The organism is Streptomyces sp. ASQP_92 (assembly GCF_025399895.1).
In the GTDB taxonomy this organism is placed as follows: domain Bacteria; phylum Actinomycetota; class Actinomycetes; order Streptomycetales; family Streptomycetaceae; genus Streptomyces.
The window spans coordinates 62,713-76,618 of sequence record NZ_JAODUA010000026.1 but is presented as its reverse complement, the minus strand read 5'-3'; the positions used below and the strand labels follow the sequence as shown (position 1 = coordinate 76,618).

Annotated in this window: 8 protein-coding genes; 4 read left to right on the top strand and 4 right to left on the bottom strand. The window is 69.5% G+C overall.

The window, feature by feature from the left end; genetic code table 11:
• Positions 1-204 precede the first annotated feature (204 nt).
• The 4 genes from N4G70_RS33495 to metH form a co-directional block, all read right to left on the bottom strand.
• Positions 205-1,794: an ABC transporter substrate-binding protein gene (locus N4G70_RS33495; RefSeq protein WP_261716551.1), complete on the bottom strand. Its 1,590-nt coding sequence runs from the start codon at positions 1,792-1,794 to the stop codon at positions 205-207.
• Between the two features lie 73 nt (positions 1,795-1,867).
• Positions 1,868-3,469, bottom strand: a complete 1,602-nt coding sequence (locus tag N4G70_RS33490; protein WP_261716547.1) for an ABC transporter substrate-binding protein — start codon at positions 3,467-3,469, stop codon at positions 1,868-1,870.
• A 491-nt stretch (positions 3,470-3,960) separates the two neighbouring features.
• The gene (locus N4G70_RS33485) at positions 3,961-4,701 is read right to left on the bottom strand and encodes an HAD family hydrolase (protein WP_399037745.1); all 741 of its coding nucleotides are present in this window, start codon (positions 4,699-4,701) and stop codon (positions 3,961-3,963) included.
• 129 nt (positions 4,702-4,830) lie between these two features.
• Positions 4,831-8,340 (bottom strand): methionine synthase, encoded by a 3,510-nt coding sequence (metH, locus tag N4G70_RS33480; RefSeq protein ID WP_261716546.1) that lies wholly within the window; start codon positions 8,338-8,340, stop codon positions 4,831-4,833.
• Between the two features lie 288 nt (positions 8,341-8,628).
• On the opposite strand from metH, the gene N4G70_RS33475 reads away from it, so the two are divergent.
• The 4 genes from N4G70_RS33475 to N4G70_RS33460 all read left to right on the top strand — a co-directional run bounded on the left by N4G70_RS33475 (position 8,629) and on the right by N4G70_RS33460 (position 13,796).
• A complete protein-coding gene (locus tag N4G70_RS33475) occupies positions 8,629-9,393 on the top strand; it encodes an IclR family transcriptional regulator (protein WP_261716545.1) in 765 nt (254 codons plus the stop codon).
• A 424-nt stretch (positions 9,394-9,817) separates the two neighbouring features.
• A complete protein-coding gene (locus N4G70_RS33470; protein WP_261716544.1) occupies positions 9,818-10,594 on the top strand; it encodes an MIP/aquaporin family protein in 777 nt (258 codons plus the stop codon).
• A 41-nt stretch (positions 10,595-10,635) separates the two neighbouring features.
• The gene (glpK, locus tag N4G70_RS33465) at positions 10,636-12,162 is read left to right on the top strand and encodes a glycerol kinase GlpK (protein ID WP_261716543.1); all 1,527 of its coding nucleotides are present in this window, start codon (positions 10,636-10,638) and stop codon (positions 12,160-12,162) included.
• 5 nt (positions 12,163-12,167) lie between these two features.
• Positions 12,168-13,796: a glycerol-3-phosphate dehydrogenase/oxidase gene (locus tag N4G70_RS33460; RefSeq protein ID WP_261716542.1), complete on the top strand. Its 1,629-nt coding sequence runs from the start codon at positions 12,168-12,170 to the stop codon at positions 13,794-13,796.
• Positions 13,797-13,906: the final 110 nt, after the last annotated feature.

Genomic DNA, 13,906 nt, shown 5'->3' with positions numbered 1-13,906 from the left:
GCTCACCCGACCCGAACCCCTGGCGGGATTGGCGTTCGCCCGGTCGCGGCGTCGGGCACGTGCCCGCACTGTGGCCCTGGCAGGGTCGGCGCTCGGCAGCGCGGGGCTGCGGCCCGGTGTCGTGCTCGGCAGCGCTGCCCTCTCGGCGCTCGAAGGGTCAACCAGGCCGCCCCCAGCGGGAGTTGACAGGGGCGGCCCCTGTGTTCAGCTCTTCTTGATTTCCCAGAAGCGGAAGACCGTCGACGCGTCCAGGGTCCACTCCAGGCCGGTGATTCCGGTGCGGGCCACGGCGTACTGCTTGCCCTGCCACAGGGGCAGGACGGGGAGTTCGTCGGCGACGATGTCCTGGAGCTTGGCGAAGTCCGCCTCGGTGGCGGCGCGGTCGGCGGTGGCCGCGGTCGACGGCAGGATCTCGTCGGTGATCTGCTTGTTCGTGTAGTGGTTGGCCAGCACGTTGCCCTTGCCGAAGAACGGCAGGGTGAAGTTGTCCGGGTCCGGATAGTCGGGGACCCAGCCCTTCACATAGACGCCGTACTTGCCGGCCTCGATGTCCTTCTCGTACTGCTTGAACTCGACCGACTTCACATCCGCGTCGAACAGGCCGCTCGCGTTGAGCTGGGCCGCGATCGCCTTCAACTCGTCGTCCGTGGACGGGCCGTAGCGGATCGGCGTGGACCACAGGGTCAGCTTGACCTTGCCGTTGATGCCCGCCGAGTGCAGGGCCGCCTTCGCCTTGGCGGGCTGGGGGCTGCCCCCGTACTCGTCGAACAGGGCGGTGCTGTGGGCGGTGATGCCGCTCGGGACGACCGAGTACAGGGGGCTGGCGGTGGACGAGTACACGTCGCGCACCAGGGCCTCGCGGTCGACGAGGTAGGCGATCGCCTTGCGTACGCCGATCTTGCCCGCGACCGGGTCCTTCATGTTGAAGACCAGGTCCTGGACCTCGGCGCTGGTGCCCTCGATGACGTTGATGCCCTGCTTGTCGGCCGTCGTCGAGGTCTGGAGCGCGGCGGTGTCCTTGGCGGTGAGGCCTCGGTAGGCGAGGTCGATGTCGCCCTTGTTCAGGGCGGCCGCCAGGCCCTTCTGGTCGCCGTGGAAGAGCTTGAGGGTCAGGCCGGAGTTCTTGGCCTTGACGGTGCCCTTGTAGGAGGAGTTGACCGAGAAGACGGCCTGCTTGTCGGCGAAGGAGTCCAGCTTGTAGACGCCGGAGCCGATCGCCTTGCCGTCGGTGCGGAGCTTGTCGGCCGGGTACTGCGCGTGGTCGACGATCGAGCCGGCGCCCGAGGCGATCTTGCTGGGGAAGGTGGCGTCCGGGACCTTGAGGTGGAAGACCACCGATTTGGCGTCGGGCGTGTCGACCTTGCCGAGGGTGGCGAGCATCGGCGCGGGACCGTTGTCGTCATTGATCTTCAGCACGCGCTCGAAGGAGTACTTGACGTCCTCGGAGGTGAGCGGGTCACCGTTGCTGAAGGTGAGGCCGGGGCGCAGGGTGCAGCGGTAGACGGTCGAGCCGCCCTTGTCGAAGCTGCACTCCTGCGCCGCCTCGGGCTGCGGCGTGGAGCTGCCCTTGGGGAAGCTGAGCAGCGACTGGAAGACGTTGTTGAACAGCAGCCAGGAACCGGGGTCGTAGCCGGAGGCGGGGTCGGTGGCCAGGATGTCGTCGGACATCCCCATGACCACCGAACCGCCGTCGCCGGACGAGGCGCCGCTCTGCTGCGTGCCGCAGCCGCCCACCAGGCCGGCCGCCACCCCCGCCGCCAGAGGGGCCGTCAGCCATCGGTTCCGTATCTTCACGCGCACGTGCCTCACTGTCCTGCTCAACAAAAGGTCTGCCCGGCGCGCGGCGGCGCCGCGGCCGGGCCCTGCGTTACTTCTTGCCCCGCCCGAGCTCCCAGAGCTGCAGGTCGGACGAGGAATTGATGGCCCACTCGGTACCGGTGATGTCGGTGCGGGCCGCGACGTACTGCTTGCCCTGCCACAGCGGGACGACGGGGACGTCGTTGGCGACGATGTCCTGGATCTGCTCGAACGTCTTGGAGGCCTGGTTGCGGTCGGCCGCCACCCGCGACTGCGGGATCAACGTGTTGCGGATGTCGTTGCTGACGTAGGGGGTGTTGAGGAAGTTGTCCTTGCCGAAGAACGGCGCGATGAAGTTGTCCGGGTCCGGGAAGTCGGGGAACCAGCCGAGGCCGTAGACCGCGTACTCGCCCTTCTTCTGCGCCGGGCGGAACTTCGACCACTCGGTGCCCTGGACGGTCGTGCTGAACAGGCCGGTCGCGTTCAGCTGCGCCGACAGGTTCTTGAACTCGTCCTCGGTGATCGAACCGTAGTGGTCCTTGGTGTAGTTGAGGGTGAGCTTGACGGGCGTCTGGATGCCGGCGCTCTTCAGGATGTTCTGGGCCTTGGCCTTGCTGCCCTCGCCGTACTTGTTGAAGAACGAGTTGGTGTGCCCGGCGATCGAGGTGGGGATCAGCGAGTACAGCGGCTCGGCGGTCTGCCCGTACACCTTGCTCACGAGCTGGCTGCGGTCGATGGCCTGGGCCAGCGCCTGGCGTACGGCCTTGTTCTTCACCGACGGGTCGTCGGTGTTGAAGCCGAGGTAGCGGATCTCCAGGCCGGGCATCTCGACCAGGTTGATGTCCTTGCTCGGGCTGACCTGCATCTGCTGGATCTGCCCGGGCGTCATGGCGCGGGCCATGAGGTCGATGTCGCCCTTGGCGAGCGCGGCGCCCATGGCCTCGGCGGTCGGGAAGGAGCGCAGCTCGACCTTGTCGTTCGCGAACTTCACGTCACCCTTGTAGTTCGGGTTCTTGGTGAAGGTGAACTTCACGACCTGCTCGCCCTTGACGTCGGCCTTCATCGTGTACGGCCCGGAGCCGTCCATCTCGAAGCCGTCGCGGAGCTTCTTCGGCTGGTACTTGTCCTTCTGCACGATTCCCGCGGCGGGCGTCGCGAGCTTGTACGGGAAGGTGGCGTCCGGCGTCTTCAGATGGAAGACGATCTCGGCCTCGCCCTTGGTCTCCATGGTGTCGATGTTGTCCAGGAGACCGGCGGGGCCGTTGTCGTCCTTGATGTCGAGCACGCGCTGGACCGAGTACTTCACGTCGTCGGCGGTCACCTTGGTGCCGTCGGCGAATTCGAGGCCGCTGCGCAGGGTGCAGCGGTAGCTCTCGTTCTCCTTGTCCGTGAAGTTGCACGCGGAGGCCGCGTCGGGGACGGGCAGGCCGCCGCCGCGCGGAACGTGGACGAGCGACTGCGTGCTCTGCCGCATCACGTTCCAGATGCCCGTCTCATAGGCATGCGCGGGGTCGAAGGGGGCAGGGGCGTCCTTGGTTGCCACGAACTGGTCCGTGGTGCCCACGACGATGGTCTTGCCGCCGTCTCCTCCGCTCTCCGATCCGCCGCACGCGACGAGTACGGGAGCGAGCAGGCCCACTACGGCCGGCAGCACCAAAGTCTTGCGGTTCATCCTGGACGATCTCCCTTGTCCGGCACTTTGGGGTACAGCGGTGTACGGGACACTCCGCCGCGGCCGCCCGTTCGGGGCGGGGCGATCGGGCCGGGTTTGTGCGATCGGACCTGCGTTCCCGTCCGCTTGGTGTGCGGCGGGGCAGATGAGGGTGCGGCGAAGTTCTCGGACGAGATTAGTGGTCGCCGCGCGAAAAGCTGGAACTGGCTCTGAGACGAGGCGAATCAATCGGTCCGCCTCAATACCGGCCCACCGATATCGAAGTGCCGGAATGTTTCGTACACCGGCTCACCAAACGGGACACAAGGGTGCCCTCAGGGGGTCCGGAGTGCCCGGATCGAGCTCCTGTCGACCCCCCGGCGGGTGATGAACGTCACCACGGGGGTCCCTTTGACAGGGTGTGAATTCGGGCGCCCGGGAGGTCACGCAAAATGAACGCGCGGCTGCGACGTGTTTCTGTCGTATTCAACGACACACGCTGGGTGAACAGGTCAGTTCAGGCGCGTGATCAGCGAGCGCAGAAAAGCCAGGTCGATCTCTTCGAGGGAGTCGACCACGACCCGGTCCTCGGTGGGCGCGATGGCGGCGACCGAGGGCACGGCGACCACCCGGCACCCGGCCGCCTCGGCGGCCGCGACCCCGGTCGCGGTGTCCTCCACGACCGCGCATCTGGCCGGGTCCGCGCCGAGTCCGCGGGCCGCGACCAGATACGGGTCGGGGTGCGGCTTGGTGCGGGCCACCTCGTCGCCGGCGACGGTGAGGGCGAAGTGGGACGGGCCGAGCGAGTGCACGATCTTGTCGATGATGCGCCGGTGCGAGGCGGAGACCAGGGCGGTCGGGATGCCGTGGGCGGAGAGCTCGTCGAGCAGCCGGGCGGCACCGGGCATCAGCGGCACCCCGCGGGCGATCCGGGCCTCGAAGTGGTCGTTGAGCAGTACGGTCAGCTCGGTCAGCGTGATGTCGGCGCCCGTGGCCTCGATCAGGAAGCCCGCGCTGCGCGTCATGGGCCCGCCCACCACGATGTCCCGCCACGACTCGTCCAGGACGTGCCCGAGGGTCGCGAACGCCTCGCACTCGGCCTCCCACCAGAACCCCTCGGTGTCGACGAGGGTGCCGTCCATGTCGAGCAGGACGGCCTGGAGCGCAAAGCCGTCGCCCGTCGCGCCCTGTCGGGCGGGGTCGGCGTCGAGAGCTTGGGGACCTGCGACGGCTGCGGGGACCGTACTGGTCATCGGCACACCTCCTGGAGGGACGAGAAGGCCGGCCGCCTCCCCCAGCTGGGAAAAGCGACCGGCCTCGTCTGGGCCGACCAGTGTACGTCGGGCCCGCTGAACGCGCGCTGAATAAGCGGGGGCGCCCCGTCATCGGGCGTTGAAGTACTTCGCTTCGGGGTGGTGGATGACGATGGCGTCGGTGGACTGCTCCGGGTGGAGCTGGAACTCCTCGGAGAGGTGGACGCCGATCCGCTCGGGTTCGAGGAGCTCGGCGATCTTGGCCCGGTCCTCCAGGTCGGGGCAGGCGCCGTAGCCGAGCGAGAAGCGCGCGCCGCGGTACTTCAGCGCGAACATGTCCTCCACGTCGGCGGGGTCCTCACCGGCGAAGCCGAGTTCGGAGCGCACCCGGGCGTGCCAGTACTCGGCGAGCGCCTCCGCCAACTGCACGGACAGGCCGTGCAGTTCGAGGTAGTCGCGGTAGGCGTTGGCCTCGAAGAGCTTGGCGGTCTCCTCGCCGATGCGGGAGCCCACGGTGACGACCTGGAGGCCGACGACGTCGGTCTCGCCGGACTCCTCCGGGCGGAAGAAGTCCGCGAGGCACAGCCGGCGGCCGCGGCGCTGGCGGGGGAAGGTGAAGCGGGTGCGCTCGGAGCCGTCGTCGTTGAGCAGGATCAGGTCGTCGCCCTTGGACACGCACGGGAAGTAGCCGTGCACGACGGCCGCTTCGAGCAGGCCCTCGGTGTGCAGCTTGTCGAGCCAGCCGCGCAGCCTCGGCCGGCCCTCGGTCTCGACGAGCTCCTCGTAGCTGGGGCCGCCGGTGCGGGCCTGCTTCAGGCCCCACTGGCCCTTGAACAGCGCGCCCTCGTCCAGCCAGGACGCGTACTCCTTGAGGCCGATGCCCTTGACGACGCGGGTGCCCCAGAACGGCGGGGTGGGGACCGGGTTGTCGGTGGCCACGTCGGAGCGCACCGAGCCCTCGGGTTCGTCGGCGTCCGCGGCCGGAGTGTCCCGCTTGGGGACGCGGCGCTGCTTGAGCTCGGGCAGGACGGCCCCGGGCACTCCGCGCTTGACGCCGATCAGCGCGTCCATGAGCCGCAGCCCCTCGAACGCGTCGCGGGCGTAGCGGACCTCGCCCTCGTAGATCTCGTGCAGGTCCTGCTCGACGTAGGCCCGGGTCAGGGCCGCGCCGCCGAGGATGACCGGGTAGTCGGCCGCCAGCTTGCGCTGGTTGAGCTCCTCCAGGTTCTCCTTCATGATCACGGTCGACTTGACCAGGAGGCCGGACATGCCGATGACGTCGGCGCGGTGCTCCTGCGCGGCGTCCAGGATCGCGGAGACCGGCTGCTTGATACCGAGGTTGACGACGTTGTAGCCGTTGTTGGTCAGGATGATGTCGACGAGGTTCTTGCCGATGTCGTGGACGTCGCCGCGCACGGTGGCCAGCACGATGGTGCCCTTGCCCTCGGCGTCCGACTTCTCCATGTGGGGCTCCAGATGGGCCACCGCCGTCTTCATGACCTCGGCGGACTGGAGCACGAACGGGAGCTGCATCTGGCCCGAGCCGAACAGCTCACCGACCACCTTCATGCCTTCGAGCAGGGTGTTGTTGACGATGTCGAGGGCGGGCGTGGTCTGAAGGGCCTCGTCGAGGTCGGCCTCCAGGCCGTTCTTCTCGCCGTCGATGATGCGGCGCTGGAGGCGCTCCTCCAGCGGCAGGGCAAGGAGCTCCTCGGCCTTGCCGGCCTTCATCGACTTCATGTTGACGCCCTCGAACAGCTCCATGAGCCTCTGGAGGGGGTCGTAGCCCTCGCTGCGCCGGTCGTGGATCAGGTCGAGGGCGACCTTGACCTGCTCTTCCTCAAGGCGTGCGATCGGCAGGATCTTGGAGGCGTGCACGATCGCCGAGTCGAGGCCCGCCTTGACGCACTCGTCCAGGAAGACGGAGTTGAGGACGACGCGGGCGGCCGGGTTCAGACCGAAGGAGATGTTGGACAGGCCGAGGGTGGTCTGCACCTCGGGGTGGCGGCGCTTGAGTTCGCGGATCGCCTCGATGGTGGCGACGCCGTCGCCCCGGGACTCCTCCTGGCCGGTGCAGATGGTGAAGGTCAGGGTGTCGATGAGGATGTCCGACTCGTGCACCCCCCAGTTCCCGGTCAGGTCCTCGATGAGGCGCTCGGCGATGGCGACCTTGGCCTCGGCGGTGCGGGCCTGGCCCTCCTCGTCGATGGTCAGCGCGATCAGGGCGGCGCCGTGCTCGACCGCGAGCTTGGTGACCTTCGCGAACCGCGACTCGGGCCCGTCGCCGTCCTCGTAGTTGACGGAGTTGATGACCGCACGGCCGCCCAGCTTCTCCAACCCGGCCTGGATGACCGGGAGTTCGGTCGAGTCGAGCACGATGGGCAGGGTGGAGGCGGTGGCGAAGCGGCCCGCGAGTTCGGCCATGTCGGCGACGCCGTCGCGGCCCACGTAGTCGACACACAGGTCGAGCATGTGGGCGCCCTCGCGGATCTGGTCGCGGGCCATCTCCACACAGTCGTCCCAGCGGCCCTCCAGCATGGCCTCGCGGAACTTCTTCGAGCCGTTGGCGTTGGTGCGCTCGCCGATCGCCAGGTAGGAGGTGTCCTGGCGGAAGGGCACCGTTTGGTAGAGCGAGGCGGCACCGGGCTCGGGGCGCGGGTGGCGCTCCCCCGGCACGGCCCCGCGCAGCCGCTCCACGACCTGGCGCAGGTGCTCGGGGGTCGTACCGCAGCAGCCGCCCACCAGGGACAGCCCGTAGTCGCGGACGAAGTTCTCCTGGGCGTCGGCCAGGCCTTCGGGGCCGAGCGGGAAGTGGGCGCCGTCGCGGGTCAGGACCGGCAGGCCCGCGTTGGGCATGCAGAGCAGCGGGATGCGCGAGTGCCGGGTCAGATAGCGCAGGTGCTCGCTCATCTCGGCGGGGCCGGTCGAGCAGTTCAGGCCGATCATGTCGACGCCGAGCGGTTCGAGCGCGGTCAGCGCGGCGCCGATCTCGGAGCCGAGCAGCATGGTGCCGGTCGTCTCGAAGGCCAGCGAGACCACCAGCGGAAGGTCGGCTCCGGCCGCCTCCATGGCGCGGCGGGCGCCGAGGATGGCCGACTTGGTCTGGAGCAGGTCCTGGGTGGTCTCCACGATGAGGGCGTCGGCGCCACCCGCGATCAGGCCCTCGGCGTTGGCCTGGAAGCCGTCCCGCAGCGTGGTGTAGCCGACGTGGCCCAGGGTGGGCAGCTTGGTGCCGGGGCCGATGGAGCCCAGCACCCAGCGCTGCTGTCCGGACGAGGCGGTGAACTCGTCGGCCACCTCGCGGGCGATACGGGCGCCGGACTCGGAGAGCTCGAAGGCCCGCCCGGCGATGTCGTACTCGCCGAGCGCGGTGTGGTTGGCGCCGAAGGTGTTGGTCTCCACGCAGTCCACGCCCACCGCGAAGTACGCCTCGTGGACCGAGCGCACGATGTCGGGCCGGGTCACGTTCAGGACCTCGTTGCAGCCTTCGAGATCCTGGAAGTCCTCCAGGGTCGGGTCCTGCGCCTGCAGCATGGTGCCCATCGCACCGTCGGCCACCACCACCCGGGAGGCGAGCGCCGCGCGCAGGGCGTCGATACGGGTCCGGCTGTCAGCGGAGGGGGTCGGCAACGAGGCCATGGTTGTGCTCCCTGGAGTGCGACGGCTGTCGGCTTTGCGCCGTCCGGAGGGAGGGCGCACGCGGCCAGCGTAACGGGCGGCCCACGGCGGCGCGCGGCTGTATCAGGGGGCGGACGGCTCGGCCCGGGCCCCCTGACGGCGTCCCGAAGTCCGGCCGGGGGCGGCGGCCACGGTGACACGAGGTCGGCAACGGCCGATACTGTTCAGCATTGTCGAACCAGTCGATCTCAGAGCCGGCCGCTTCAGCGGCGGAAGCCGGTTCCGCAGTGCCCACAGGGAGGGAGCGCGATGGCGCGCAACATCCAGTCGCTCGAACGGGCGGCCGCCATGCTGCGACTGCTCGCGGGGGGCGAGCGGCGGCTCGGCCTGTCCGACGTGGCCTCCTCGCTGGGCCTGGCCAAGGGCACCGCGCACGGCATTCTGCGCACCTTGCAGGCCGAGGGCTTCGTCGAGCAGGACCCGGCGTCGGGCCGCTACCAGTTGGGCGCCGAGCTGCTGCGCCTGGGCAACAGCTACCTGGACGTGCACGAGCTGCGGGCCCGCGCGCTGGTGTGGACGGACGACCTGGCGCGCTCCAGCGGCGAGAGCGTGTACGTGGGGGTGCTGCACCAGCAGGGCGTGCTGATCATGCACCACGTCTTCAGGCCCGACGACAGTCGGCAGGTCCTGGAAGTCGGCGCGATGCAGCCGCTGCACTCGACGGCTCTGGGCAAGGTGCTCTCGGCGTACGACCCGGTGGCCCACACCGAGGCGGTGGACAGCGCGCGCGAGGCGTTCACGCCCCGCACGGTGACCGCCCCGGACGGCTTCGAGGCGGTGCTCGACCTCATCCGGGCGCGCGGCTGGGGCTCGGACGTCGAGGAGACCTGGGAGGGCGTCGCCTCCGTGGCAGCCCCCATCCACGACCGGCGCCGGATGCCGGTCGGCGCGGTCGGCGTGACGGGCGCCGTGGAGCGGGTCTGCAAGGACGGCGAAGTACGCCCCGACCTGGTGGCGGCGGTGCGCGACTGCGCCCGCGCGGTCTCCCGCGACCTGGGCGCCGGGCGCTTCTAGCACCTCGTGCCGGCCCGGCGTTCGACCGACGCCGCTCTGCCCCGCGCCGCCGTCTCCTCGCCGCCCGCCCGCCCGCTCACCCCGGACGGCCCAGCGCCCCGGCCCCGGCGGGCCCCTGGCGGAGCCCCGCGCGCGAGCCCCATACCAGTACATGATCTTGCTTCCGCGGCCGGGTCCGCGTTTGGCGGTTCGTACCACCTGGTAACGATCAGGGATTCCGGTCACACAAGTCTTGACGTGCCCTTAACCGCGGACAAAACTGCCGTTCAGCGGTCGGCATTGTCGAACACCTACCGGCAATACGAGTTAGAGTGTGACAACGCCATGGGCCAGCAGCTCTCACCTTGAGGGCGCGGATCACCGGAGGAATCCGGCGCTCTGCCTGTTGGGGTTTCCCCCTGGACGAAGGACAAAGGAGTCGCGGGTGTCCAGCCACGACATCTTCATCGGCGAGATCATCGGTACCGCCGTTCTCATCCTGCTGGGTGGCGGCGTGTGCGCCGCCGTCACGCTGAAGCGCTCGAAGGCGCGTAACGCCGGCTGGCTCGCGATCACCTTCGGGTGGGGCTTCGCGGTGCTGACCGGCGCCTACATCTCAGCTCCCCTCTCGGGCGCCCACCTCAACCCCGCGGTGACCCTGGGTCTCGCGATCGAGGGCGGCACCAAGTGGAGCGACGTCCCCGTGTACCTCGGCGGACAGATCCTCGGCGCCATGCTCGGCGCGGTGCTCGTGTGGCTCGCCTACTACGGCCAGTTCCACGCCCATCTGACCGACCGCGAGATCGTGGGCGACGGCAAGTCCGTCGAGGCCCGCGAGAGCGAGGCCGGCCCTGTGCTCGGCGTCTTCTCGACCGGCCCGGAGATCCGCAACGTGGTCCAGAACCTCGCCACGGAGGTCATCGCCACGGTCGTGCTGGTCCTCGCGATCCTCACGCAGGGCCTGAACGGCGACGGCAAGGGGCTCGGCGTCATCGGTGTCCTGATCACCTCGCTCGTCGTGGTCGGCATAGGCCTCTCGCTCGGTGGCCCGACGGGCTACGCGATCAACCCGGTCCGCGACCTCGGCCCGCGCATCGTGCACGCCCTGCTGCCGCTGCCCAACAAGGGCGGCTCCGACTGGGGCTACGCGTGGATCCCGGTCGTCGGCCCGCTGATCGGCGGAGCGATCGCCGGTGGCATATACAACATCGCCTTCGCCTGACGAGACGCGACGACTTCCCTTCGGACTTCCCAGGAGCACCCATGAGCGAGATCCACTCCTCCGGCCCGTTCATCGCGGCCATCGACCAGGGCACCACCTCGAGCCGCTGCATCGTCTTCGACAAGGACGGCCGGATCGTCTCGGTCGACCAGAAGGAACACGAGCAGATCTTCCCGAAGCCGGGCTGGGTCGAGCACGACGCCACCGAGATCTGGACCAACGTCCAGGAGGTCGTGGCCGGCGCGATCGACAAGGCGGGCATCACCTCCGCCGACGTCAAGGCCATCGGCATCACCAACCAGCGTGAGACCACGCTGATGTGGGACAAGAACACCGGCGAACCCGTGCACAACGCGCTGGTCTGGCAGGACACCCGCACCGACGCGCTCTGTCGCGAGCTCGGCCGCAACGTCGGCCAGGACCGCTTCCGCCGCCAGACCGGGCTGCCGCTCGCCTCCTACTTCGCCGGCCCCAAGGTGCGCTGGCTGCTCGACAACGTCGAGGGACTGCGCGAGCGCGCCGAGCGCGGCGACATCCTCTTCGGCACCATGGACTCCTGGGTCATCTGGAACCTGACCGGCGGCACCGACGGCGGTGTCCACGTCACGGACGTCACCAACGCCTCGCGCACCCTCCTGATGAACCTGCACGACATGGCGTGGGACGAGAAGATCCTCCAGTCCATGGACATCCCGGCGGCCGTGCTGCCCGAGATCCGCTCCTCCGCCGAGGTGTACGGACACGCCAAGGGCGGCGTCCTGGACGGCATCCCCGTCGCCTCCGCGCTCGGCGACCAGCAGGCGGCCCTGTTCGGCCAGACCTGCTTCTCCGAGGGCGAGGCCAAGTCCACCTACGGCACCGGCACCTTCATGCTGATGAACACCGGTGACAAGCCCGTCAACTCCTACAACGGACTGCTGACGACGGTCGGTTACCAGATCGGCGACCAGAAGCCGGTCTACGCCCTCGAAGGCTCGATCGCCGTCACCGGCTCGCTCGTCCAGTGGATGCGCGACCAGATGGGCATGATCAAGACCGCCGCGGAGATCGAGACCCTGGCCTCCTCGGTCGAGGACAACGGCGGCGCGTACTTCGTGCCGGCCTTCTCCGGCCTCTTCGCGCCGTACTGGCGCCCCGACGCCCGCGGTGTGATCGCCGGCCTCACCCGGTACGTCACCAAGGCGCACATCGCGCGCGCCGTGCTTGAAGCCACCGCCTGGCAGACCCGCGAGATCAGCGACGCCATGACCAAGGACTCCGGCGTCGAGCTGACCGCGCTCAAGGTCGACGGCGGCATGACCTCCAACAACCTGCTGATGCAGACCCTCTCGGACTTCCTGGACGCGCCGGTCGTGCGTCCGATGGTCGCCGAGACGACCTGCCTCGGCGCCGCCTACGCCGCCGGCCTGGCCGTCGGCTTCTGGCCGGACACCGACGCGCTGCGCGCCAACTGGCGCCGGGCGGCGGAATGGACCCCTCGCATGGACGCCGACAGGCGTGACAGCGAGTACAAGAACTGGCTCAAGGCCGTCGAGCGGACCATGGGCTGGATCGAGGACGAGGAGTAATCGACATGACCACCCTGCAGAGCGTCCCTGCCCTCGGGACGCGCCCGGCTTCCGGCTCCACTGTGTCTTCCTTCAAGGCAGTGGGCCGCGCCGAGACTCGGGAGCAACTGTCCAAGGCGACGTACGACCTCCTGGTCATCGGCGGCGGCATCCTGGGCATCTCCACCGCCTGGCACGCCGCGCAGTCCGGTCTGCGGGTGGCCCTGGTGGACGCCGGCGACTTCGCCGGCGCCACCTCCTCCGCCTCCTCCAAGCTGCTCCACGGCGGTCTGCGCTACCTGCAGACCGGCGCGGTGAAGCTGGTCGCGGAGAACCACTTCGAGCGGCGTGCGGTGTCCCGTCAGGTGGCCCCGCACCTCGCCAACCCGCTCACGTTCTACCTGCCCGTGTACAAGGGCGGCCCGCACGGCGCCGCCAAGCTGGGCGCGGGCGTCTTCGCCTACTCGGCGCTCTCCGCCTTCGGCGACGGCGTCGGGCACCTGCTCTCCCCCGCCAAGGCCTCGGCGGACGTGCCGGAGCTGCGGACGGACAACCTCAAGGCCGTCGCCGTGTACGGCGACGACCAGATGAACGACGCCCGCATGGCCCTGATGACGGTACGTGCCGCCGTCGAGGCCGGCGCCGTCGTGCTCAACCACGCCGAGGTCACCGGGCTGCGCTTCACCAAGGGCCGGGTCACGGGCGCCGACCTCAAGGACCGTATGGACGGTGAGGAGTTCGGCGTCGACGCGCGGCTCGTCCTCAACGCCACCGGCCCCTGGGTCGACCACCTGCGCAAGATGGAGGACCCCGCCTCGGCTCCCTCCATACGCCTGTCCAAGGGCGCGCACCTGGTGCTCAAGCGCACCGCTCCCTGGAAGGCGGCGCTGGCCACCCCGATCGACAAGTACCGGATCACCTTCGCGCTGCCGTGGGAGGACATGCTCCTGCTCGGCACCACCGACGAGGAGTTCGAGGGCGATCCGGCGGATGTGCGGGTCACCGAGGCGGACACCGCGCAGATCCTCGACGAGGCCGCGTTCTCGATCCGTGACCAGCAGCTCTCCCGCGATCTGATCACCTACTCCTTCGCCGGTCTGCGGGTCCTGCCCGGCGGTCCGGGCGACACCTCCAAGGCCAAGCGCGAGACGGTCGTCACCGAGGGCCGCGGCGGCATGCTGTCGGTGGCCGGCGGCAAGTGGACGACGTTCCGCCACATCGGCCGTACGGTGATGAAGAAGCTGGAGCAGCTCCCGGGCCACCCGCTGGGCAACGACTTCGAGCCCATCTCGGAGCTCCCCGGCAAGATGCCGCTGCCCGGCATCGCCAACCCGCGCGCCGTCGCCCACCGCCTGATGGTGGACGGCTCGTCGTCCGGCCCGCGCATGACCGCCGACACCGCCAAGCACCTGGCCACGCACTACGGTTCGCTGTCCTTCGACATCGCCCGTCTGGCCGTCGAGGACCCGGCGCTGGCCGAGCGCGTCCACCCCGACGCCCCCGAGATCTGGGCGCAGGTCGCCTACGCGCGTGACCACGAGTGGGCCGAGACCGCGGACGACGTGCTGCGCCGCCGTACGACCCTGACGATCCGGGGTCTGGCCACGGACGAGATCCGGGCCAAGGTCGAGGATCTGCTCGGCGAGAAGAACTGACGGTTCGTCACATACCGGCGAAGGGGCGGCTCCCGCGAGGGGCCGCCCCTTCGGCGTGCGCCGGGCACTCTCGGGGAGTACGGGCCGCGACGGGTCCGGGGCGCGCATAA